The organism is Bradyrhizobium sp. INPA03-11B (assembly GCF_040446015.1).
In the GTDB taxonomy this organism is placed as follows: Bacteria; Pseudomonadota; Alphaproteobacteria; order Rhizobiales; family Xanthobacteraceae; genus Bradyrhizobium; species Bradyrhizobium macuxiense_A.
The window spans coordinates 34,267-55,246 of sequence record NZ_JASGSR010000051.1 but is presented as its reverse complement, the minus strand read 5'-3'; the positions used below and the strand labels follow the sequence as shown (position 1 = coordinate 55,246).

25 protein-coding genes are annotated in these 20,980 nt (G+C 65.3%); 21 read left to right on the top strand and 4 right to left on the bottom strand.

The features are described 5' to 3' along the window. The 10 genes from QMZ05_RS21815 to QMZ05_RS21770 all read left to right on the top strand — a co-directional run. Positions 1–218 (top strand): glutathione S-transferase family protein (locus QMZ05_RS21815; protein WP_353702601.1); only part of this gene is annotated, 218 nt, incomplete at its 5' end. A gap of 142 nt (positions 219–360) precedes the next feature. Then, positions 361–732 carry a nuclear transport factor 2 family protein gene (locus tag QMZ05_RS21810; RefSeq protein WP_353702600.1) on the top strand — a complete coding sequence of 124 codons (372 nt, stop codon included), beginning with the start codon at positions 361–363 and terminating at the stop codon, positions 730–732. A gap of 73 nt (positions 733–805) precedes the next feature. After that, a complete protein-coding gene (locus tag QMZ05_RS21805) occupies positions 806–2,011 on the top strand; it encodes a serine hydrolase domain-containing protein (RefSeq protein WP_353702599.1) in 1,206 nt (401 codons plus the stop codon). A 118-nt stretch (positions 2,012–2,129) separates the two neighbouring features. Further along, on the top strand, positions 2,130–2,546 hold the full coding sequence (locus QMZ05_RS21800; RefSeq protein WP_353702598.1) for a YciI family protein: 417 nt from the start codon (positions 2,130–2,132) through the stop codon (positions 2,544–2,546). A gap of 155 nt (positions 2,547–2,701) precedes the next feature. After that, complete coding sequence (locus QMZ05_RS21795) at positions 2,702–3,127, top strand: YciI family protein (protein ID WP_353702597.1); 426 nt, start codon at positions 2,702–2,704, stop codon at positions 3,125–3,127. 143 nt (positions 3,128–3,270) lie between these two features. After that, a complete protein-coding gene (locus tag QMZ05_RS21790; protein WP_353702596.1) occupies positions 3,271–3,633 on the top strand; it encodes a hypothetical protein in 363 nt (120 codons plus the stop codon). 235 nt (positions 3,634–3,868) lie between these two features. Beyond that, positions 3,869–4,402, top strand: a complete 534-nt coding sequence (locus tag QMZ05_RS21785) for a dihydrofolate reductase family protein (protein ID WP_353702595.1) — start codon at positions 3,869–3,871, stop codon at positions 4,400–4,402. Positions 4,403–4,495: 93 nt separating this feature from the next. After that, a complete protein-coding gene (locus QMZ05_RS21780; RefSeq protein WP_353702594.1) occupies positions 4,496–5,209 on the top strand; it encodes a TetR/AcrR family transcriptional regulator in 714 nt (237 codons plus the stop codon). A 130-nt stretch (positions 5,210–5,339) separates the two neighbouring features. Next, positions 5,340–5,831 carry a DUF2852 domain-containing protein gene (locus QMZ05_RS21775; RefSeq protein ID WP_021080144.1) on the top strand — a complete coding sequence of 164 codons (492 nt, stop codon included), beginning with the start codon at positions 5,340–5,342 and terminating at the stop codon, positions 5,829–5,831. A gap of 146 nt (positions 5,832–5,977) precedes the next feature. Next, on the top strand, positions 5,978–6,748 hold the full coding sequence (locus QMZ05_RS21770) for a serine acetyltransferase (RefSeq protein WP_353702605.1): 771 nt from the start codon (positions 5,978–5,980) through the stop codon (positions 6,746–6,748). A 294-nt stretch (positions 6,749–7,042) separates the two neighbouring features. Here the strand turns inward: QMZ05_RS21770 and QMZ05_RS21765 are convergent, their stop codons facing one another. From QMZ05_RS21765 to QMZ05_RS21755, 3 genes are all read right to left on the bottom strand, one after another. After that, positions 7,043–7,801 (bottom strand): haloacid dehalogenase type II, encoded by a 759-nt coding sequence (locus QMZ05_RS21765; protein WP_353702593.1) that lies wholly within the window; start codon positions 7,799–7,801, stop codon positions 7,043–7,045. Positions 7,802–8,141: 340 nt separating this feature from the next. Next, positions 8,142–9,215, bottom strand: coding sequence for a tartrate dehydrogenase (locus QMZ05_RS21760; protein ID WP_353702592.1), 1,074 nt, complete (start codon positions 9,213–9,215; stop codon positions 8,142–8,144). 22 nt (positions 9,216–9,237) lie between these two features. Beyond that, positions 9,238–10,551 (bottom strand): MFS transporter, encoded by a 1,314-nt coding sequence (locus QMZ05_RS21755; RefSeq protein ID WP_353702591.1) that lies wholly within the window; start codon positions 10,549–10,551, stop codon positions 9,238–9,240. A 277-nt stretch (positions 10,552–10,828) separates the two neighbouring features. Here QMZ05_RS21755 and QMZ05_RS21750 point away from each other — a divergent pair, with 277 nt between their 5' ends. From QMZ05_RS21750 to QMZ05_RS21700, 11 genes are all read left to right on the top strand, one after another. Then, positions 10,829–11,746, top strand: coding sequence for a LysR family transcriptional regulator (locus QMZ05_RS21750; protein ID WP_353702590.1), 918 nt, complete (start codon positions 10,829–10,831; stop codon positions 11,744–11,746). A 113-nt stretch (positions 11,747–11,859) separates the two neighbouring features. After that, positions 11,860–12,168 (top strand): hypothetical protein, encoded by a 309-nt coding sequence (locus tag QMZ05_RS21745; protein WP_128970429.1) that lies wholly within the window; start codon positions 11,860–11,862, stop codon positions 12,166–12,168. 292 nt (positions 12,169–12,460) lie between these two features. Continuing rightward, the gene (locus tag QMZ05_RS21740; protein WP_353702589.1) at positions 12,461–12,655 is read left to right on the top strand and encodes a hypothetical protein; all 195 of its coding nucleotides are present in this window, start codon (positions 12,461–12,463) and stop codon (positions 12,653–12,655) included. Positions 12,656–12,660: 5 nt separating this feature from the next. Beyond that, positions 12,661–13,416 carry an ABC transporter ATP-binding protein gene (locus QMZ05_RS21735; RefSeq protein ID WP_353702588.1) on the top strand — a complete coding sequence of 252 codons (756 nt, stop codon included), beginning with the start codon at positions 12,661–12,663 and terminating at the stop codon, positions 13,414–13,416. 5 nt (positions 13,417–13,421) lie between these two features. Continuing rightward, positions 13,422–14,291: a metal ABC transporter permease gene (locus QMZ05_RS21730; protein WP_353702604.1), complete on the top strand. Its 870-nt coding sequence runs from the start codon at positions 13,422–13,424 to the stop codon at positions 14,289–14,291. Between the two features lie 2 nt (positions 14,292–14,293). After that, a complete protein-coding gene (locus QMZ05_RS21725) occupies positions 14,294–15,166 on the top strand; it encodes a metal ABC transporter substrate-binding protein (protein WP_353702587.1) in 873 nt (290 codons plus the stop codon). A 54-nt stretch (positions 15,167–15,220) separates the two neighbouring features. Next, positions 15,221–16,282 carry a GTP-binding protein gene (locus QMZ05_RS21720; RefSeq protein WP_353702586.1) on the top strand — a complete coding sequence of 354 codons (1,062 nt, stop codon included), beginning with the start codon at positions 15,221–15,223 and terminating at the stop codon, positions 16,280–16,282. Beyond that, complete coding sequence (locus tag QMZ05_RS21715) at positions 16,282–17,301, top strand: WD40 repeat domain-containing protein (protein ID WP_353702585.1); 1,020 nt, start codon at positions 16,282–16,284, stop codon at positions 17,299–17,301. The genes QMZ05_RS21720 and QMZ05_RS21715 overlap by 1 nt, the downstream gene beginning before the upstream one ends. A 51-nt stretch (positions 17,302–17,352) precedes the next feature. Next, complete coding sequence (locus QMZ05_RS21710) at positions 17,353–18,069, top strand: MgtC/SapB family protein (RefSeq protein WP_279710417.1); 717 nt, start codon at positions 17,353–17,355, stop codon at positions 18,067–18,069. Positions 18,070–18,252: 183 nt separating this feature from the next. Then, complete coding sequence (locus QMZ05_RS21705) at positions 18,253–18,585, top strand: hypothetical protein (RefSeq protein ID WP_353702584.1); 333 nt, start codon at positions 18,253–18,255, stop codon at positions 18,583–18,585. Positions 18,586–18,703: 118 nt separating this feature from the next. Beyond that, a complete protein-coding gene (locus QMZ05_RS21700) occupies positions 18,704–19,444 on the top strand; it encodes an acetoacetate decarboxylase (protein ID WP_167529046.1) in 741 nt (246 codons plus the stop codon). A 68-nt stretch (positions 19,445–19,512) separates the two neighbouring features. Here the strand turns inward: QMZ05_RS21700 and QMZ05_RS21695 are convergent, their stop codons facing one another. After that, complete coding sequence (locus QMZ05_RS21695; RefSeq protein ID WP_353702583.1) at positions 19,513–20,955, bottom strand: homospermidine synthase; 1,443 nt, start codon at positions 20,953–20,955, stop codon at positions 19,513–19,515. Positions 20,956–20,980 lie beyond the last annotated feature (25 nt).

The window sequence follows — 20,980 nt, the reverse complement described above, 5'->3', positions numbered from 1 at the left end:
AATACCTCGCGCATGGCGGCTGGATGATGGGCGAACGCTTCTCGTTGGCCGATTGCTCCGCCGCCCCGGCGCTGTTCTATGGCAACAAGGTCGAGCCGATCGGAGAGGGCCACCGGCATCTCGCTGCCTATCTCGAGCGGCTGAAGGCGCGGCCGTCCTTCGCGCGCGTCCTCAAAGAGGCCGAGCCCTATTTCGGCATGTTTCCGCAGGAGTCCTGACGGGAACCCTGGTCCGGTCCCGTCCCGAAAATAAATGACGGCGCGATGTCGCTTTCGCGCCGTTCCATTCGTCTTGTACCTGAGGCCCGGGTTCTGGAGCGCTCGGCGCTCCGGAGGCCCGGGCGATCTGTGTGGAGAAGACATGGCTGCAGCTGGCAACAGGGCGGAGATCATCCGCTCTCTCTTCGCCGCCTATCTCGCCAATGACCGCGCGAGCGTCGAGGCGGCGTTTGCGGAGAATTTCCGCTTCTCGACGCCCTATGGCGAGAACATCGACAAGCCACGCTATTTCGCCGAGTGCTGGCGCGACTCGGGCTGGATCGGCCGCCACGAGATCGAGCGCATCATGGTCGACGGCGTCGAGGCCTTCGTCACCTATCGCTGCGTGGCGAAGGACGGCAAGAGCTTCCGCAACACCGAGTTCTTCGTGTTCGACGGCGACAAGGTGTCGCGGATCGACGTCTATTTCGGCCCGTCGCATCAGGACGGCGAACTCGTCAGGCAGGAGCGATAGGGCGGCCTCGTGATCGCGCGCTCACCCGGGCGTCGTCGTCGGCGAGCGTGAACTCTGCAAAGGAAACCGGACAATGTCGATAGCAAGTGAGGGCAGTGGTCTGTCGCAGGCACGGCTCGGACGCATGCGCGAGGTTCTGGCGCGGCGTATCGACGATGGCGACGTACCGGGCCTCGTGGCGCTGGTCAGCCGTCGCGGCGAGATCCATGCCGATGTGCTCGGACGCATGGCGGTGGGCGGGCCGCCGATGCAGCGCGACACCATTTTCCGCATCTCCTCGATGACCAAGCCGGTGACGGCGGTCGCCGCGATGATCCTGGTCGAGGAATGCCGGCTCAAGCTCGACGATCCCCTCGACCGCTGGCTGCCCGAGCTCGCCGATCGCCGTGTGTTGCGCACCATCGAATCCGAGGTCGACGACATGGTGCCGGCAAGGCGTGCGATCACGCTGCGCGATCTGCTCACCTTCCGCCTCGGGCTCGGCATGATCCCGATGTATCCGGCGCGCTATCCGATCCAGATGGCGATCGCCGATGCCGGCTTCGCGCCCGGGCCGGTGTTTCCGTCGTTTCCGCCGGACGAGTTGCTGCGCCGCTACGGCACGCTGCCGCTGGCCTATCAACCCGGCGAGCGCTGGCTCTACGACAGCGGGAGCCTGATCCTCGGCGTCCTGATCGCGCGCGTTGCCGGAACCTCGTTCGCGGGCTTCCTGCAGCAACGGATATTTGAACCGCTCGGCATGAAGGATACGGCCTTCCACGTGCCGCAACACAAGCTGACGCGGTTTGCGACCTGCTATGGCAGCGATCACGCGACCGGCACGCTGAAAGTGTTCGACGAACCCGCGACCGGCAAATATGCCGCGCCGCCGGCATTCGAGAGTGGTGGCGCCGGGCTGGTATCGACCGCGGACGATTTCAACGCCTTCGCCCAGATGATGCTCAATGGCGGGCGGCTCGGCACCGAGCGCATCCTGTCGCGTCCCTCGGTGGAGCTGATGACCTCGAACCAGATCACGCCGGAACAGAAACTTGGCTCCGAGTTCTTGCTCGGCGCGCGAGGCTGGGGTTTCGGGCTGTCGGTCGTGACCACGCGGGACGATCTCTGTGATGTGCCCGGCCGCTACGGTTGGGACGGCGGTTACGGCACCTCCTGGTATTCCGACCCGCGCGAGGCGATGACCGGAATCCTGCTGACCCAGCGCATGATGGATTCGCCGCAGCCGCTTCCGGTGTTTTCGGATTTCTGGACGCTCGCCTATCAGGCGATCGACGACTAGCGCGCGTGTCAATGACCTCGGAAATAATTTCAATGACCGTGTCGGTCGCGCAAATCCTCCATCGTCTTTCAACCGAGCGCCGGTGCTGAGATCGGCTCGGAGACAACGGAGCACGACGATGAAGTTCATGGTGATCGTGAAGGCGAACAAGGATACCGAGGCCGGCGTGATGCCGAGCACAGATCTGCTCGCCGCAATGGGCAAGTTCAACGAGGAGATGGTCAAGGCCGGCGTGATGCAGGCCGGCGAGGGCCTGCATCCGACCAGCAAGGGCGCGCGGGTCAGATATGCCGGCGGGCAGGGCACGGTGTCGCGCGGACCGTTCGGCCTGAGCAGCGATCTGGTTTGCGGCTTCTGGCTGATCGAGACCAAATCGCTCGATGAGGCGATCGACTGGATGAAGCGCGCGCCGTTCGACGGCGGCTCCGAGATCGAGATCCGTCAGGTGTTCGCTGCGGAGGATTTCGGCGAGGCGCTGACGCCCGAATTGCGCGAGCAGGAAGAGCGCCTGCGTGCGCAGGCAGGGCAAAAGTGACACCCGACGTCATTCCACGATATCGCTCGGGCGCACGGCGCGGACGACATGACCATCGTCGCATGTCATGGATTCCGGGCCTGTGTCTGGTGAAGCATCCTGGAATGACGAGCGTGAAGATTGCGAGTGATTCAACCGACAAGGAAATCCGACCAATGCGTTTCATGATGCTGATGATCCCGCTCGGCTACGAGTCCGCGCCGGCCAAGCTCGAGCTCGACCCGGAACGGGTCGCCGCGATGATGCGCTACAATCAGACGCTGAAGGACGCCGGCGTGCTGATCACGCTGGAGGGCCTGCATCCGCCGGCCGCCGGCGCGCGCGTCAAGTTCGACGCCGGTGAGCCCGTCGTGATCGACGGTCCGTTCACCGAGGCCAAGGAAGTGATCGGCGGCTTCTGGATGATCGAGGTCGCCTCGCGCGCGGAAGCGATCGCATGGGCGAAGCAGTGCCCGGCCACCGCGAACGAGATGATCGAGATCCGCCAGGTGCAGGAGGTGGCGGATTTCTCCGAGGAGGTGCAGCAGGCGGCTGCGACCTTCGAGCATCCGCAGGGCGGCTGGGGCAAGGCGCTGCGCTAGCATGATCCGGAAAAGTGCGAAGCGGTTTTCCGAAAAGATCGTGCGCAAAACAAAAGAGTCGAACAAGATGCGATGCCGCCGCACGGCGTCATCGTGCCACCAACCGATCGTCACACCACCAACCACCACAACGGAGAAGCACGATGAGCACCAACACCTTCCTCGCCGTTTATCTCGGCAGCAAGAACGGCTCGCGGATGGCGGCCTGGAACGCGATGCCGGAGGCCGAGCGGCGCGCCAAGGAACAGCAGGGCATGGCCGCGTGGGGCGCCTGGGTCGAGAAGCACCACGACGTGATCGTCGAGATGGGCGGACCGCTCGGCAAGACCAAGAAGGTCGGCGAGGGCGGTACCTCCGACATCACCAATCAGCTCACCGGCTTCACCGTGGTGCGCGCGCCCTCGCATGAGGCGGCGGCCAAGCTGTTCGAGAACCACCCGCACTTTTCGATCTTCCCGGGCGAAGCCGTAGAGATCATGCCGGTGCTGCCGATCCCGGGGCGCTAGTCCCCGGGACGCTAGTCCCCGGGGCGTTAGGCCACCAGTTCCCTGAACCTCTCCCGCTTGCGGGGTCGAGACGAGCGAAGCTCGCTCTTAGGTCGCATCGCATCATCGATGCGATGCGGGTGGGGGCTTTCTCCACGATGCGACATGCGGAGACAGCCCCCACCCCCCGGGAGCGACGTCGCTCTTACGTCACGCCGGCCCAATCCAATCTGAACTCTGGGTGGAGATTTGCGCGATGGCGAAGCTCGTCTTCGGATTGAACCAGTCGCTCGACGGCTATGTCGATCACGACCAGCCGATGCCGCCAGAACCTAGGCTGTTTCGTCATTTCATCGAGCAGGTGCGTGGCGTGACCGGTATGTTGTACGGCCGCCGCATGTACGAGGTGATGCGCTACTGGGACGACGACCTCCCCGATTGGGGCACGGAGGAGCGCGAGTACGCGGCCGCGTGGCGGAGCCGGCCAAAATGGGTCGTGTCGCGTTCGCTGACGTCGGTCGGGCCCAACGCGACCCTGGTCGCGGGCGATCTCGAGGCGGCGGTGCGCGAGTTGAAGGCGCGGCTCGACGGTGAGATCGAAGTCGCCGGACCGGAGCTCGCGGGACGTTTGACCGAGCTCGGCCTGATCGATGAGTATCAGATCTACCTGCGGCCCGTCGTGCTCGGGCGCGGCAAGCCCTTCTTCGCCGGCCCCCGTGCCCCGCTGCGCCTCGTGGCAAGCGATCGGCTGGGCGAGAACACGATCAGGTTGACCTACGTCCCCGCCTAGTCGCGCGTTCAGCCCGCCGGTCCGTTAATCTTGATGATCCCGTGACCCCGCCGCTAGTGACCTTTGCCGCCCGCTCATGTAAAAGCCGTTCACATGAGCTGGCGCAAGGACCAAGGCCGCGCCGAGCGCGGCTATCATCACGGCAATCTCAAAGAGGCGTTGCTGCAGGCCGCCCTCGACCTGATCTCGAAGAAGGGGCCGGCCGGCTTCACCTTCGCCGATGCCGCGCGCATGGCCGGTGTCAGCCCCGCCGCACCGTACCGGCACTTCCGCGACCGTGACGAACTGATCGCCAGCATCGCGCAGCGCGGCTTCGAGCAGTTCGAGTCTTTGCTGACGCAAGCCTGGGACGACGGCCGCCCCGATACCGTCACGGCGTTCGAGCGGGTCGGCAAGGCCTATCTCGCCTTCGCGCGCGAGGAGCCCGCGTTCTATTCCGCGATGTTCGAATCCGGCCTGCCGCCCGACGCGAATCCAACCTTGATGGCTGCAAGCGAGCGGGCGTTCGCGATCATTCGCGCCGCCGCCGAACGGCTCGCGGCGTTGGCGCCGCCGGGCATGCCGCGGCCGCCGGCGATGATGATGGCGCTGCACATCTGGTCGATGTCGCATGGTGTCGCCTCGCTGTTCGGCCGTGGCGATGCCGCGCGGCGCAAGCTGCCGATGTCGCCGGAGGACCTGCTCGAGGCCGAAGTCCTGATCTATCTGCGCGGCCTCGGCTTCCGGACCGACCAGCGGCCGGGAACCGCGGCCGCCGACGACAAGCCGGCGGGCGAGAAGGCTGGTCCGTGGGGCAAGGCGAAATGAGGTTCAACGACTGAGCCAAAAATAATCTGAGGGGTGCGTCATCCGCGCTGCTTGACTTTCCCGGGGGATGGGCTACCTATGTAAATGTTATTTACATTCACAACGGCGTGATGCCGTGATGGAGAAGGAAATGGCCTACACCGCTGATGTCAATCGCTGGCGCGGCCCCGTCGAAGAGCCCTACCGTCCCTACTTCTACGCGACGCCGTGGCATCCCCTGAAGATCGCCGGGATCATCCTAGGCTTCATGATCTGGTGGCCGATCGGCCTCGCCCTTCTCTTTTTCACACTCGGGAGCAGAAAGATGGCCTGTTGGAGTCACAACGACATGGATCGCTGGCAAAACAAGATGGAGCGCATGCAGGACAAGATGGAGCGGATGAAGAGCCGCATGGAGCGCCGCGGCTTCCCGTTCGGCGGCTTCGGCCCGCCCTCCAGCGGCAACCGCGCGTTCGACGAGTACCGCCAGGATACGCTGCGCCGTCTCGAGGAAGAGCAGGTCGAGTTCAAGAACTTCCTCGATCGCCTGCGTCACGCCAAGGACAAGGAAGAGTTCGACGCCTTCATGGCGCAGCACAAGACCCGTCCGACCCCGCCGAACGATCAGCCGCCGCAGAGCTGATCGAGGCAAGCGCTAGCCTTCAGGCGATGTGCCCCCATAGAACCTGATGGCCCTGAGCCGCCCGTTTGCGACAAGCAAGCGGGCGGTTTGCATTTTGGGGTAGTCACGCCCACTATCGTGTGAGCACGCGTGACGAGGCGAAGATGATGGCGGGATCTGCGACGGCGAGTTCTGACGATCTCTGGTCTGCGATCCGGCGCGAGGCGGAAGCTGCAATCGTCGCCGATCCCTTCCTCGAAGCGTCGGCTGCCTTCATTCTCGATCAAGGCGATCTCGGCGGCGCGCTCGCTTTCCTGATTGGCCGGGCAATCTGCCGCACCGATGCCGATCGCGCGCAGTTCATGCGGGCGGCGCGCGAGGCGTTCGCGGCGGAGCCCGCGCTGGTCGATGCCGCAGTCGTTGATCTCACGGCGATCGTCCGTCGCGACCCGGCGATTACGGGCTTGCTGCCGCCGCTCCTCAACTTCAAGGGCTACGCAGCGCTGCAGGCCTGGCGCGTGTCGAACTGGTTGTGGCGGGAGGATCGCCCCGACCTCGCGCTGATGATGCAAAGCGCGACGGCGGATCAGTTGCAGATCAGCATTCACCCGTCGGCCCAAATCGGAACCGCTGTGTTCCTCGATCACGGCACCGGCATCATCATCGGCGCGCTGGCCTCGGTCGGCGACGAGGTCACGATCCTGCAGAACGTCACCATCGCGCGGCATCAGGACGACCCGCGCCACGCCCCGACGATCGGCCGTGGCGTGCTGCTCAGCGCCGGCGCAACAGTCATCGGCAATCTCAGCATCGGAGATTTCGCCAAGATCGGCGCCGGCGCGCTGGTGACGTCGGACGTGCCCGCCGGCTGCACCGCCGTCGGCGTGCCGGCGCGGCTGACCAATTGCACGGAAGCGGGAGTTGTCGGCGTGAGGTGAGCTTGCGAGGAAGAATGCAGCCTGTAAGGCGAGCACACCTCCCAGGCTCCCTCTCCCCTTGCGGGAGAGGGTGGGGAGAGGGGTGGCCCCGGGCGCAATGCGCGCGACAGGATGATCGTCGGTCAAGGCGCGTCGCGAGCTGGTTCTTACAGAGAGCGGAGCAAGCGGTACCCCTCTCCCCAACCCTCCCCCGCAAGGGGGGAGGGAGCCCTGCCAGCGTGCTTACCTCACCGCTTCCGGCGATCGCAGTTGTTCACCCAACACATTCGACCCATGGATCGGGCCTGCACATCGTCACGCCGGCACGAGCGCGTCGGCGAGCTGCGTAAAACTGTCGACTTGGAGGTCGAACCAGGGCTCCGGCGCGACGTCGACCTTCGCCGCTGGCCCGAACTCCAGCGGGCGGGCGACGAACGCGGTGCGCATGCCGAAGGCGCGGGCGGCCTTCAGATCGTATTTGTGGCAGGCGACCATCAGGATCTTGTCGGCGGGATAGCCGAGATAGTCGACGGCGAGCTGATACACCGCCGGTGACGGCTTGTAGCTGCGCGCAAGCTCCGCAGTCAGCACGGCATCGAACGGCAGCTTGGCGTGCTTGACCACCGCCACCACGGCGGCCATGCCGGCATTCGACAATGTCGAGGTCACGAACCGGCTGCGCAGGCGCGCCAGCCCTTCGACGCTGTCGGGCCAGGCGTCGAGCTTGCTCCACACCCCGTTCAGTTCGTCGCGCTCATCTTTGGAGAAAGCCTCCGACAGGCCGTGGCGGTCGACCAGCACGTCCAGCGCCTCGCGATAGATGCGGTCGACCCGGATCCACGGCCGCTTGCCGGCGATCACGTCGTCGAGCGCGGCACGATAGAGATCGCGCCATTCGCTCGAGAGCTTGGCCCAGTCGAGCGCGAGCCCCTTCGCGGCGTTGACGGCTTGCCCGGCACGCAGGATCGGCTGATAGAAGTCGACGCATGTCCCCTGGACGTCGAACGCGATTGCGCGAATCTCATCGCGCCACGTCGCGGCCCTTGCCGGCTGCATCCCCGTCATCGCGGCCATGATCGATAGTCCTCCAGAGGTCATGAAGTGTCGTCTGGTCAGATCGGGTAGCACGGTTCTGTCCCTGGTTGCGGTATTGGAATCGGACACGACTCGTACGTCAGGTGAGCACGCGTCTCAGGCTCCCTCTCCCCTTGCGGGAGAGGGTGGGGAGAGGGGTGGCCCCGGGCGCGATAGACGAGGTGCTATAACGCTGCATCAATCGACGTACCGAGCATCGTCGTTTCTAACGGAGAGTGGAGCAAGCGGTACCCCTCTCCCCGACCCTCCCCCGCAAGGGGGGAGGGAGCCCTCACAGGGTGCTCGCCTCACTGCATCATCTGGCGAAGCAACCCCGCCCTCACACATTCGACCCATGGATCGCGTCGATCACCGCGTCCGTCACTTCCTTCGTCGTCGCCTTGCCGCCGACGTCGGGCGTCAGCACGCCGGCCGCGCAGACTTTCTCGACGGCCGCCATCAGGCGCGCCGCGGCGTCCTTTTCGCCGAGATGCTCCAGCATCTGCGCGCCGGTCCAAAAGGTCGCGACCGGGTTGGCGATGCCCTTGCCCGTGATGTCGAACGCCGAGCCGTGGATCGGCTCGAACATCGAGGGGAAGCGGCGCTGCGGGTCGATGTTGCCGGTCGGTGCCACGCCGAGGCTGCCGGCCAGGGCGCCGGCGAGATCGGACAGGATGTCGGCGTGCAGATTGGTCGCCACGATGGTGTCGAGGCTCTTCGGATTGAGCGTCATCCGCACCGTCATGGCGTCGACCAGCATCTTGTCCCAGGTGACGTCGGGGAAGTCCTGCGCCACTTCGGCGGCGATCTCGTCCCACATCACCATGCCGTGGCGCTGCGCGTTCGACTTCGTCACCACGGTGAGGAATTTGCGCGGCCGCGACTGCGCGAGCTGGAACGCGTAGCGCATGATCCGCGTCACGCCGACCCGCGTGAAGACTGCGACTTCAGTGCCGACCTCTTCCGGCAGGCCCTTGTGCGCGCGGCCGCCCATGCCGGCATATTCGCCCTCCGAATTCTCGCGCACGATCACCCAGTCGAGATCGCCGACGCCGACATTGCGCAGCGGCGAGGCGACGCCGGGCAGGATTTTTGTCGGCCGCACATTGGCGTATTGGTCAAAGCCCTGGCAGATCGGCAGCCGCAGGCCCCACAGCGTGATGTGGTCGGGCACGTCGGGCGCGCCGACCGCGCCGAAATAGATTGCGTCGAAGTTCTTCAGCTCGGCGAGCCCGTCGGCCGGCATCATCACGCCGTGCTTCTTGTAATAGTCCGAGCCCCAGTCGAAGGTCTTGACGTTGAAGCTGATGTCGCCTGAGCGCTTCGCCAGTGCCTCCAGCACGCGAACACCCGCGGAGATCACTTCGGGGCCGATGCCGTCGGCGGGGATGGCGGCGATGGAATGGGTACGCATGATTTTGTCTCCGGATGAGTGATTAGTGGGTTCGCACGGGATTGGGTTGCGGTTCGGATTGTGCAGGCGCGCCTTGCGCGCGCGACAGCAGCAGCGTGAGCACGGCTGACAGCACCAGCAGGCCGGCGACGAAATACAGGCCGCCGTCGAAGCTGCCGGTGCGTTCCTTGATCCAGCCGATCATCGCCGGCCCGACGAAGCCGCCGAGATTGCCGATCGAGTTGATGGTGGCGATCCCCGCTGCGGCGGCCGAGCCCGACAGGAACATGGTCGGCATGCTCCACAGCGGCGGCTTCGAGGAGGAGATGCCGATATTGACCAAGGTCAGCGCCGCGATCACGGCAACGAGCCCGGTCCATAGTCCTGCAAGCGCTAAACCAGCCGCCGCCATCAGGCAGGCCAGCACCACGTGCCAGGTGCGCTCGCCGGTGCGGTCGGAATGCCGCGCCCACAACACCATGGCGATCACGGCGATGGTCGCCGGCACCGCGTTGAGGAAGCCGACCTGGATCGACGACAGGCCGAACGCCTTGATGATCTGCGGCGCCCATACACCGAGTGTGTAGAGCCCGGCCGAGGTGCCGAAATAGACCATCGCCAGCGCCAGCACGCGCGGATCGGCAAGCCCGCGCCAGATGCTGCGGCTCGCGGTCGCGGCCTTGCCGTCGGTCTCGGCCTTCATGGCCTTCACCAGCCAGGCGCGCTCGTCGTCGGCGAGCCATTTGGCCTGCTCCGGCCGGTCGGTCAGGAAGCCCAGCACGACGAAGCCGAGCAGCACGGCGGGCACCGCCTCCAGCACGAACAGCCATTGCCAGCCCTTGAAGCCGAGCAGGCCGTCCATCTCCAGCAGCGCGCCAGACACCGGTGAGCCGAGCACGGTCGAGAGCGGCGCCGCGGCCATGAACAGCGCGGTGACGGCGGCGCGCTGCCGCGCCGGGAACCAGTAGGAGAGGTAGAGGATGATGCCGGGAAAGAAGCCGGCTTCGGCGGCGCCGAGCAGGAAGCGCAGCACGTAGAAGCTGGTCGCGCCCTGCACCAGCGCCATCGCCGCCGAAACGATACCCCAGGTGATCATCACCCGCGCGATCCAGATCCGCGCGCCGATCTTGTGCAGGATGATGTTGGAGGGCACCTCGAACAGAAAGTAGCCCCAGAAGAAGATACCGGCGCCGAAGCCGTAGACCGTCGGCGACAGGCCGATGTCCTTGTTCATGGTCAGCGAGGCGAAGCCGATATTGACGCGGTCGATGAAGGCCACGAAGTACAGCAGCATGATGAACGGCACGATGCGCAGTGAGATCTTGCGCAACACGCGCGTGCCAAGCTCGCTTTCCATGGGCTTCCTCAGGGTTCGTCTTGTTGTTGGGACGGCGCGTTTCGCCGCACCACCGGGAAGCCTAGAAGGCAGCGCCCTTCCGCTTCAACCCGTGTGGGTTTATACAAAAAAATGATATAATCCTGGTTCCGTCATTGCGAGGAGCGAAGCGACGAAGCAATCCACCGCTCCGCATATGCGGTGGCCATGGATTGCTTCGCGGAGCCTGTCATCCGGCGGCGCTTCGCGTCGACCGGGTGGCTCGCAATGACGGCGGGCCGTTTGGAGTAAACACATCTTGGAACTGCACCAGCTTCGCTGCTTCGTAGCGGCCGCCGAGGACCTGCATTTCGGCCGCGCGGCGCAGCGCCTGCAGATGATGCCGTCGGCGCTGGGCCGCCACATCAAGCTGCTGGAAGAGGACCTCGGGGTGCGGCTGTTCGCGCGCACCACGCGCGCGGTGTCGCTGACCGAGGATGGCGCCACCCTGCTGCGCGAGGGACGCGCGCTGCTCGGCCGCGCCGAGGCGATCGAGGACGGCTTTCGCCGACGGCCGCGCAAGCCGCAGGCGCGGCGCTTCCGGATCGGCGCGATCGACAGCGCCGCGGCCGGGCTGCTGCCGCCGCTGCTGCGCGACGTCCGCGCTGCCCATCCCGATGTCGCCGTGCAACTGCTCGAGGAGAAGACCATCCGGCTGCTGCCGAAGCTGCTCTCGGGCGCGCTCGATCTCGCCTTCGTGCGCCCGCCGGCGCGGCCCGACCGGCGCATCGAGTTCGTTCCGCTGCTGCAGGAAACCGCCGTGGTGGCGCTGTCGCACCAGCATGCGCTGGCGCGACGCAAGCAGATCGTGCTGCCCGACATCGCCGATCAGCCGTTGATCGTGCCGGAGCGCCGCTCACGGCCGCACAGCCACGATCTCACAACCAAACTGTTCGACGAGGCCGGGCTGACGCCGCGCATCCAGGAGATCGCCGACGAGAAGCAGACCATCGTCAACATGGTGGCCGCACGGCTCGGCGTCGCCATCGTGCCGCGCTGGACCGCGCGGATGGCGATCCCGGGCGTCCGCTTTGTGCCACTTCGCCTGAAGCGCGGCAGCAGCGCCGGCCGCCTGCCGCTCGCCGCCGCCTGGCTGAAAGGCTCCCGCGATCCGGTCCGCGACCAGGTGATCGCCGTGCTGGAGGCAAGGTTGAAGAGTTACGCAAAGGAGGCGTGACGATGCAAAGCGAGTGTCATATTAGCCTGCTAGCGATTCCGCCGCGGCTGCAAATGCACTTCCCGCGTCGGAGTAGCCCCGCGCTTTGCCGACAGTCTTTGACCGGAGGGATCATGCTACGCATTGCCACCTGTCTGACGCTTCTGATTTCCCTTCATGCGGCCGCGGCACAAGACAGGGCGCCGGGCGCCCCACCGCAACCCTATTTGGGCGGCTCCACAACGCCGCCGACTGATCTGCCGTCCGGGATCGGCAGTTATTGCATCTACGACAACCTCATCTACTCGATTGGCTCGCCCATCTGCGTCGGCAAGACGAGCTACGTATGTGCTCCTGCGACAAACGAAGCCGAGCTCAATCAGCGGGCGTATTGGTCAGCAAGACCAGCTGACCCAAAACTGACCGCGCCGGTGTGCCAGTAGACTGGCTCCCGCGTCTCACGCATCTTACCGGCGCGATGAGACAACCCGCATCGTCGTCCTGGCGAGAAAGCCAGGACGACGTCGGAGAGAGCTGCACACGGGTCTCCTTGCCCAGATGGCCGCCCTGGTTGGCCGGCGGCGCGTTCCAGGGCCGGCCTGTGCGCAAGCCCACCGGCGGTTCCATCCGGGTGGATCCGGTGCCCGCGCAGCTCAAATCTCTTCCGGTTTTGCGGATCGGCCATGAGTTCCGCGTTTGTAGACTCGCGTTATGTTATAATATAACAGTCTCTCCATGGCGCATACGCACACCCATGACCACCACCATCACGGCCACGCCCACCCCCACGGGCACAGCCATGGCCCGGCCGCCCATCCGGCCCAGACTGCGCACTGGTCGATCCTGCGCATGCCCGTGCCGGCCAGGCTGCTCGCGGCGCTCGCGGTCTCTGCCTGCCTTTGGGGCGTGGTCTGGCTGGCGATGAGGTGAGACCCGTGGCTGCCCTTGTCACCTTCCGCGACGTCACCCTCGGCTATGACCGCCACCCGGCGGTGCATCATCTCAACGGCGCCGTCGAGGCGGGCGCGCTGCTGGCCGTGATCGGCCCGAACGGCGCCGGCAAGTCGACGTTGCTGCGCGGCATTGCCGGCGTACTCAAGCCGCTGTCGGGCGTGATCGATCTCGATGGGCTCGAGCACCGTGACATCGCCTATCTGCCGCAATCCGCCGACATCGACAGAACCTTCCCGATCTCGGTGTTCGACTTCGTCGGCACCGGGCTGTGGCGCTCCACCGGCTTCTTCGGCGGCATCGGCAAGGCCGCGCGCGGCAAGATCTTGGCGGCACTGGCCGCGGTCGGTCTCAACGGCTTCGAGAACCGGCCGATCGGCACGCTGTCCGGCGGCCAGACCCAGCGGATGCTGTTCGCGCGCGTGCTGCTGCAGGATGCCCGCCTGATCGTGCTCGACGAGCCCTTCAACGCCATCGATGCCAAGACCACCGCCGATCTCCTGGCGCTGGTGAAACGCTGGAACGGCGAGGGCCGCACGGTGCTGGCGGCGCTGCACGACCTCGACATGGTGCGCAACAATTTCCCGGAAACGCTGCTGCTGGCGCGCGGCCCGGTGGAATGGGGCCCGACCGCGCAGACGCTGACCGCGGACAATCTGACGGTCGCGATGCGGATGTGCGAGGCGTTCGACGACTCAGCGGGCGCATGCGCCGTCGATCCGCGCTCGAGGGCTGCCTGACGCCGATGCTGACAGACGCGCTGATCACGCCCTTCACCGAATTCGAGTTCATGCGCCGCGCGCTCGCGGCCGTGATCGCGCTGTCGCTCGGCGGTGCGCCGATCGGCGTATTCCTGATGCTGCGGCGGATGAGCCTGGTCGGCGACGCCATGGCGCATGCGATCCTGCCGGGCGCTGCGATCGGCTTCCTGCTGTCAGGGCTCAATCTGTTCGCGATGACGACCGGCGGCCTGATCGCGGGCTTTGCCGTGGCGCTGCTCGCCGGCCTCGTCGCCCGCACCACCGAATTGAAGGAGGACGCGTCGCTCGCGACCTTCTATCTGGTCTCGCTCGCGCTCGGCGTCACCATCGTCTCCATCAAGGGCACCAATATCGACCTGCTGCACGTGCTGTTCGGTAATATTCTGGCGATGGACGACCAGACCCTGCTGGTGATCGCGTTCAACGCCACTCTCACGCTGCTGGTGCTCGCGGTGATCTATCGGCCGCTGGTGATCGAATGCGTCGATCCGGTATTCCTGCGCACGGTGAGCCGGGCCGGCGCGCCGGCGCATCTGGCCTTCCTCGCGCTGGTCGTGGTCAACCTCGTCAACGGCTTCCACGCCCTCGGCACGCTGCTCGGCGTCGGGCTGATGATCCTGCCCGCGGGCATCGCGCGGTTCTGGTCGCGCGACATCACCACCATGATCTGCATCGCGGTCGCGGGCGCGATGCTGTCAGGCTATGCCGGGCTGGTGCTGTCGTACCAGACCCGGATTCCCTCCGGCCCCGCGATCATCCTGGTTGCGGCGGGGCTCTATATCGTGTCGCTGCTGTTCGGCAATGTCAGCGGCCTGGTGCGGCAGCTGTTTCCCGGCCGCCATCTCGAGGCATGACGATGCGGCGTTTGCTTGGATTGATCGGTCTGGCGCTGATGCTGGCGAGCGGACCGGCGCGTGCCGCTGAACGCATCAATGTCGTCGCGAGCTTCTCGATCCTTGCCGACATGGTGCGCAATGTCGGCGGCAACGACGTCGACGTGGCGGCGCTGGTCGGGCCCGATGGCGACGCACATGTCTATGCGCCGACGCCGGCGGACGCCAAGAAAGTCGCCGACGCAAAACTCCTCGTCATCAACGGCCTCGGCTTCGAGGGCTGGATGCCGCGGCTGCTACAAGCGTCCGGCAGCAAGGCGCCGGTCGCGGTGGCAACCAAGGGCATCATGCCCCGGAAGATGGGCGGCCATGACGATCCGCATGCCTGGCAATCCGTGGCCAATGCGAAGATCTACGTCATCAATATTCGCGACGGGCTGATCGCTGTTGCCCCAGACCGGGCCGCCACCTTCAAGGCCAATGCCGACGCCTATCTGGCCAAACTGGAGGCGCTCGACCGCGAGGTGCACGAGGCGGTGGCGAAAATACCGGAGGCGCGGCGCAAGGTGATCTCGACCCACGGCGCATTCGGCTATTTTGCCGACGCCTACGGGATCACGTTCTTCTCGCCGCTGTCCGTCTCCACCGATTCCGAGCCCAGCGCACGCGACATCGCCGCCATCATCGCCCAGATCAAGCTTGCGAAAATTCCGGCAGTTTTTCTCGAAAATATCAGCGATCCCCGCCTGATCGAACGGATCGCGGCCGAGACCGGCGCCCGGGTTGGCGGGACGCTCTATTCGGACAGTTTGACGGGCGAAAAGGGCCAAGCACCCACTTACATTGATATGGTCAGGCACAATATAAAGGCCCTGACCAGCGCGCTCGCCGACTAGGGGCAGGGGCCTCCCTGCCGGGGTTGAGCGCGAACCCAAGTTCCCGGAGTTGTTATGGCTGAAGCTTCGCAAAAAATTCCTGTGACCGTGCTGACGGGCTATCTCGGCGCCGGCAAGACCACGCTGCTGAACCGCATCCTGTCGGAAAATCACGGCAAGAAATACGCCGTCATCGTCAACGAATTCGGCGAGATCGGCATCGACAACGACCTCATCATCGGCGCCGATGAGGAAGTGTTCGAGATGAACAATGGCTGCGTCTGCTGCACGGTGCGCGGCGACCTCGTCCGCATCATGGACGGCTTGATGAAGCGCAAGGGCAAGTTCGACGCCATCATCGTCGAGACCACCGGCCTTGCCGATCCGGCGCCGGTCGCGCAGACCTTCTTCGTCGACGAGGACGTGCAGAAGAACGCCCGGCTCGATGCCGTCGTCACCGTCGCCGACGCCAAATGGCTGAGCGATCGCCTCAAGGATGCGCCGGAAGCCAAGAACCAGATCGCGTTCGCCGACGTCATCGTGCTGAACAAGACGGACCTGGTCTCCAAGCCCGAGCTCGCCGAGGTCGAAGCCCGCATCCGCGGCATCAACCCCTATGCCAAGCTGCACCGCACCGAGCGTTGCCAGGTTGGCTTGACCGACGTGCTGGAGCGTGGCGCGTTCGACCTCGACCGCATCCTGGAGATCGAGCCGGATTTCCTCGAGGCCGGCGACGATCACGATCGCGACCATGATCATCACCACCACGATCATGATCACCACCACCATCATCACGATCATGATCACGGCCATGGCGGGCTGAAGCACTATCACGACGAGGACATGCAATCGCTGTCACTGCGCTCGGAGAAGCCGCTCGACCCGACCAAGTTCATGCCGTGGCTGCAGAACCTCGTCGCCACCGAGGGCCAGAAGATCCTGCGCTCGAAGGGCATCCTCGCCTTCACCGGCGATGACGACCGCTACGTGTTCCAGGGCGTCCACATGATGCTGGAGGGCGACCACCAGCGCAAATGGAAGGACGGCGAGAAGCGCGAGAGCCGCGTCGTGTTCATCGGTCGCGAACTGCCTGAGCAGGCGATCCGCGACGGCTTCGAGCAGTGCATCACCACGTGATGAAAGAGTTCGATCCGGGCGAGGCCCCTTCTTCCATCGTGTCGATCACCGACCGCGTCAAGCAGCTTCCGCTTGGCGCGGCGGTCGGTTCAGTGCATTTCCTCGGCGACCGTGCGTTCTTCGTCGGCGCCGAGGAGAGCGTTGCGATCGCCACCCTAGAGGGCGAGATCACACGCACCGAGACCCATTTCGGCGCCATCCTGTGTGCGGCCTCCGACGGCAAGCGGCTCGTCACCGGCGGTGACGACGGCAAGCTGATCGCAATCGACGCCAAGGGCGAGATCTCGACGGTGGCGACCGACGCCAAGCGGCGCTGGATCGACAATGTCGCGCTGCACAGCGACGGCACCGTGGCGTGGTCCGCGGGCAAGACCGCCTTCGTGCGCAATCCGAAGGGCGAGGAGAAAACCTTCGAGGTGCCGTCGACCGTCGGCGGGCTGGCGTTCGCGCCGAAGGGCCTGCGGCTTGCGATCGCGCATTACAACGGCGTGACCTTGTGGTTTCCCAACATGGCCGCCAATCCGGAATTCCTGGAATGGGCCGGCTCGCATCTTGCGGTCTCCTTCAGCCCGGACAACAAATTCCTCGTCACGGCGATGCATGAGGCCGCGATGCATGGCTGGCGGCTTGCCGACAACAGGCATATGCGGATGAGCGGTTATCCCGGCCGCGTGCGCTCGATGTCGTGGAGCGTCGGCGGCAAGGGACTCGCGACCTCGGGCGCCGATACCGTGATCGTCTGGCCGTTCACCAGCAAGGACGGGCCGATGGGCAAGGAGCCGGCGATGCTGGCGCCGATGCCGGCCCGGGTCGCCGTGGTCGCCTGCCATCCGAAGAACGACATCATGGCGGTCGGCTATGCCGACGGCACCGTGCTGATGGTCCGGCTCGAGGACGGCGCCGAGATCCTGGTGCGCCGGAACACCGGCACGACGGTGTCCGCGCTGGGCTGGAATGCCAAGGGGACGCTGCTCGCCTTCGGCACGGAAGATGGTGACGCGGGCATCCTGGAAATGTAAGAGATCGCTGCATCCGAAGCGGATTCGAGCGAACTGGGTACCGGCAGCGTCATGCGATTCCTCACGACATTCCAGCTCGCCGATTTCATCGACACGCTGATCAGCCTGACCTCGGCCTTTGTGCTCGGCACCCTGATTGGGGCCGAGCGGCAGTACCGGCAGCGCACCGCGGGGCTGCGCACCAACGTGCTGGTCGCGGTCGGAGCGGCCGCCTTCGTCGACCTCGCGATGCACCTTGCCGGCGCCGACGGCGCGGTGCGGGTGATCGCCTATGTGGTGTCGGGGATCGGCTTCCTCGGCGCCGGCGTCATCATGAAGCAGGGCATGGATGTGCGCGGCCTCAACACCGCGGCGACGCTGTGGGCCTCGGCTGCGGTCGGCTCCTGCGCCGGCGCCGACCTCGTGGCGCAGGCGGCGGCGCTGACCGTGTTCGTGATCGCCGGCAACACGCTGCTGCGTCCGCTGGTCAATGCCATCAACCGCATCCCGTTGAACGAGAAGGCGCTGGAAGCGACCTACTATTTCAAGGTCGTAGTCACCCCGGAAATGCTGCCCGACATGCGCGACGCCGTCGTGGAGAAGCTCGAGGCCGCGAACTATCCGGTCGCCGATGTCAACGTGGTCGAGGCCGGTGACGACTTCCTCGAGATCGTGGCGGAGCTGGTCTCGACCGCGGTCGAGCCCAACGAGCTGAACGCCGTGGTGGTCGACATCCAACATCAGCCCGGCGTACGCCACGCGACCTGGGAAATCAGCACCACGGATTAAAGCACTTTCGAGCGAAGTGGATACCGGTTCGCGTGAAGAAAACGCGTCAAAACAAAATCAAGAGCCCCGTTCCGATTCAATCGGAACGGAAACGGCTCTGAGGCCAGGTTCCCGCAGGCCGCGCTCAGGAACCATGCGGTGACCGGATCGTTGATCTCGCTGACACGATGCGGGGTGAACGAGATGGCTGCGGATCGGACCAGCTTGCGGAAGGACATCCTGATCGCCTCGACCTTGGTCGTAGCGGGCGTCGCGATCGCGGCGCTGGCGCTGCACGCGATCAACGCCTCTTCGCCGCAAGAGCTGGCGCAGGCGACCCAGCCGCTGCAATCGTCGCCGACGCCCGAGCCGCAGAAGACGACGGCGCCTGCCGAATCGAAGCCGGGCGGCGAGCGGCCGACCACGCCGGCGCCGCAGCCTGCTCGTCCCGATGACGAAGCGCAGAAGGCCGGCGCCAAGCCGATGCTGCCGCCCGCGCCCGCCGAGAAGACCGCCCCGCCGATCGAGAAGAAATAGCCTCTCCGGTCAGCGCATGTGACGCGCATTTGACTGCTGCTGCCGATTATACGGTCTCGCCTCCGTCATCCCCGCCCGCCATAATCCGTCGTCTTGCCAACGACAGATGGGGCTATCCATGAAGATCGAGGACGTCCGGCGCACCGCCTATTCGATGCCGCTCACCAACCCGTCGTTTCCGCCGGGGCCGTACCGGTTCTTCGACCGCGAATATTTCATCATCACCTACAAGACCGACCTGGAAGCGCTCCAGGCCGTGGTGCCGGAGCCGCTCGAGGTCGCCGAGCCCGTGGTGAAGTATGAATTCATTCGCATGCCGGACTCGACCGGCTTCGGCGACTACACCGAGACCGGGCAGGTGATCCCGGTCCGCTTCAGGGGCGAGGAGGGCGCCTACACCCACGCCATGTATCTCGACGACGAGGGCCCGATCGCCGGCGGCCGCGAGCTGTGGGGATTTCCGAAGAAGCTGGCGAAGCCCAAGATCGAGGTCGAGAGCGACGTGCTGGTCGGCTCGCTGCATTATGGCTCGGTGCTCTGCGCCTCCGCCACCATGGGCTACAAGCACCGCAAGGTCGACCACGACACCGTGCTGAAATCGATGACGGCGCCGAACTTTATTCTCAAGATCATCCCGCATGTCGACGGCAGCCCGCGGATCTGCGAGCTGGTGCGGTTTCATCTCGAGGATATCACCTTGAAGGAAGCCTGGACCGGCCCCGCCGCGCTCGGCCTGTTTCCCCACGCGCTGTGCGACGTCGCCCGCCTGCCGGTGCGCGAGGTGGTCTCGGCGCTGCATTTCAAGGCGGACCTGACGCTCGGCCTCGGCTCGGTCGCATTCGACTACATGGCGAGGTGAGCTGCGCCTGACAGCAAAATGCCCGGCGTGAGGGCCGGGCATTTTCCTTCTCAAGGCGCGCTTCGCGATCAGCGCACCAGGATGTTCTTGAACTGCCAGGGATCCGACGTGTCGATATCTTCCGGGAACAGTCCCGGACGATCCGTCAGCGGGGTCCAGTCGGTGTAGAAACCCTTCACCGGGCCGAGATATGGCAGCTGGATTTCCAGCAGGCGATCGAAATCCATCTCGTCGGCTTCGACGATGCCTTCGTTCGGATTTTCCAGCGCCCACACCATGCCGCCGAGCACGGCGGAGGTCACCTGCAGGCCGGTGGCGTTCTGATAGGGCGCGAGCTCGCGGGTCTCCTCGATGGAGAGCTGCGAGCCGTACCAATAGGCATTGTTGTCGTGGCCGAACAGCAGCACGCCGAGTTCGTCGATGCCGTCGACGATCTCGTTCTCGTCGAGGATGTGGTGCTTCTCCTGCATCTTCGCGGCGCGGCCGAACATCTCATGCAGCGACAGCACGGCATCGTCGCAGGGATGATAGGCGTAGTGGCAGGTCGGCCGGTAGATCGCCTTGCCCGATGCGTCGCGCACCGTGAAGTAATCGGAGATCGAGATCGACTCGTTGTGGGTGACGAGGAAGCCATACTGCGCGCCGCGGGTCGGGCACCAGGTCCGCACCCGCGTGTTGGCGCCGGGCTGCATCAGATAGATCGCAGCGCCGCAGCCGGCTTCGTGGGTATGCGCATTCTCGGGCATCCATTTTTCATGGGTGCCCCAGCCGAGTTCGGACGGCTGCACACCCTCCGACAGGAAACCTTCCACCGACCAGGTGTTGACGAAGACATCGGGCTCCTTCGGCGACTTGGCGCGCTGGGTGTCGCGTTCGGCGATGTGGATGCCTTTGATGCCGGCCTGCCGCATCAGGTCCGCCCATTCGCCCTTGGTCTTCGGCCGCGGCGCATTGAGCTTCAGATCAGCGGCGACATTGAGCAGCGCCTGCTTGACGAAGAAGGAGACCATGCCGGGATTGGCGCCGCAGCAGGAGACGGCCGTCGTCGAGCCCGCCGGGCGCGCCTTCTTGGCGGCCAGCGTCACTTCGCGCAGCGCGTAGTTGGAGCGTGCTTCCGGGCCCTTCGACGCATCGAAATAGAATCCGAGCCAGGGCTCGTTGACGGTGTCGATATAGAGCGCGCCGACCTCGTTGCAGAGCTCCATGATGTCGGTGGAGCCGGTATCGACCGAGAGATTGACGCAAAAGCCCTGGCCGCCGCCCTCGGTGAGCAGCGGGGTCAGCAGCTCGCGATAATTATCCTTGGTCACGGCCTTCTGGATGAATTTGACGTTCTGCTTCTCGCAATGCGCCTTGCGGCCCTCGTCCTTGGGATCGATCACGGTGATGCGCGACTTGTCGTAATCGAGATGCCGCTCGATCATCGGCAACGTGCCTTTGCCTATCGAGCCGAAGCCGATCATGACAATGGGGCCGGTGATTTTCGCGTAGATCTGCGAGGAGGGGCTCATCATTTTCTCCAGGAGAACGCCTAGC

What these genes read in the sequence shown, in the direction of transcription:
- QMZ05_RS21810 (WP_353702600.1), top strand. Translation starts at nt 361, where the DNA reads ATGGCTGCAGCTGGCAACAGGGCGGAGATCATCCGCTCTCTCTTCGCC.
- QMZ05_RS21805 (WP_353702599.1), top strand. Translation starts at nt 806, where the DNA reads ATGTCGATAGCAAGTGAGGGCAGTGGTCTGTCGCAGGCACGGCTCGGA.
- QMZ05_RS21800 (WP_353702598.1), top strand. Translation starts at nt 2,130, where the DNA reads ATGAAGTTCATGGTGATCGTGAAGGCGAACAAGGATACCGAGGCCGGC.
- QMZ05_RS21795 (WP_353702597.1), top strand. Translation starts at nt 2,702, where the DNA reads ATGCGTTTCATGATGCTGATGATCCCGCTCGGCTACGAGTCCGCGCCG.
- QMZ05_RS21790 (WP_353702596.1), top strand. Translation starts at nt 3,271, where the DNA reads ATGAGCACCAACACCTTCCTCGCCGTTTATCTCGGCAGCAAGAACGGC.
- QMZ05_RS21785 (WP_353702595.1), top strand. Translation starts at nt 3,869, where the DNA reads ATGGCGAAGCTCGTCTTCGGATTGAACCAGTCGCTCGACGGCTATGTC.
- QMZ05_RS21780 (WP_353702594.1), top strand. Translation starts at nt 4,496, where the DNA reads ATGAGCTGGCGCAAGGACCAAGGCCGCGCCGAGCGCGGCTATCATCAC.
- QMZ05_RS21775 (WP_021080144.1), top strand. Translation starts at nt 5,340, where the DNA reads ATGGCCTACACCGCTGATGTCAATCGCTGGCGCGGCCCCGTCGAAGAG.
- QMZ05_RS21770 (WP_353702605.1), top strand. Translation starts at nt 5,978, where the DNA reads ATGGCGGGATCTGCGACGGCGAGTTCTGACGATCTCTGGTCTGCGATC.
- QMZ05_RS21765 (WP_353702593.1), bottom strand. Translation starts at nt 7,801, where the DNA reads ATGGCCGCGATGACGGGGATGCAGCCGGCAAGGGCCGCGACGTGGCGC.
- QMZ05_RS21760 (WP_353702592.1), bottom strand. Translation starts at nt 9,215, where the DNA reads ATGCGTACCCATTCCATCGCCGCCATCCCCGCCGACGGCATCGGCCCC.
- QMZ05_RS21755 (WP_353702591.1), bottom strand. Translation starts at nt 10,551, where the DNA reads ATGGAAAGCGAGCTTGGCACGCGCGTGTTGCGCAAGATCTCACTGCGC.
- QMZ05_RS21745 (WP_128970429.1), top strand. Translation starts at nt 11,860, where the DNA reads ATGCTACGCATTGCCACCTGTCTGACGCTTCTGATTTCCCTTCATGCG.
- QMZ05_RS21740 (WP_353702589.1), top strand. Translation starts at nt 12,461, where the DNA reads ATGGCGCATACGCACACCCATGACCACCACCATCACGGCCACGCCCAC.
- QMZ05_RS21730 (WP_353702604.1), top strand. Translation starts at nt 13,422, where the DNA reads ATGCTGACAGACGCGCTGATCACGCCCTTCACCGAATTCGAGTTCATG.
- QMZ05_RS21725 (WP_353702587.1), top strand. Translation starts at nt 14,294, where the DNA reads ATGCGGCGTTTGCTTGGATTGATCGGTCTGGCGCTGATGCTGGCGAGC.
- QMZ05_RS21720 (WP_353702586.1), top strand. Translation starts at nt 15,221, where the DNA reads ATGGCTGAAGCTTCGCAAAAAATTCCTGTGACCGTGCTGACGGGCTAT.
- QMZ05_RS21715 (WP_353702585.1), top strand. Translation starts at nt 16,282, where the DNA reads ATGAAAGAGTTCGATCCGGGCGAGGCCCCTTCTTCCATCGTGTCGATC.
- QMZ05_RS21710 (WP_279710417.1), top strand. Translation starts at nt 17,353, where the DNA reads ATGCGATTCCTCACGACATTCCAGCTCGCCGATTTCATCGACACGCTG.
- QMZ05_RS21705 (WP_353702584.1), top strand. Translation starts at nt 18,253, where the DNA reads ATGGCTGCGGATCGGACCAGCTTGCGGAAGGACATCCTGATCGCCTCG.
- QMZ05_RS21700 (WP_167529046.1), top strand. Translation starts at nt 18,704, where the DNA reads ATGAAGATCGAGGACGTCCGGCGCACCGCCTATTCGATGCCGCTCACC.
- QMZ05_RS21695 (WP_353702583.1), bottom strand. Translation starts at nt 20,955, where the DNA reads ATGAGCCCCTCCTCGCAGATCTACGCGAAAATCACCGGCCCCATTGTC.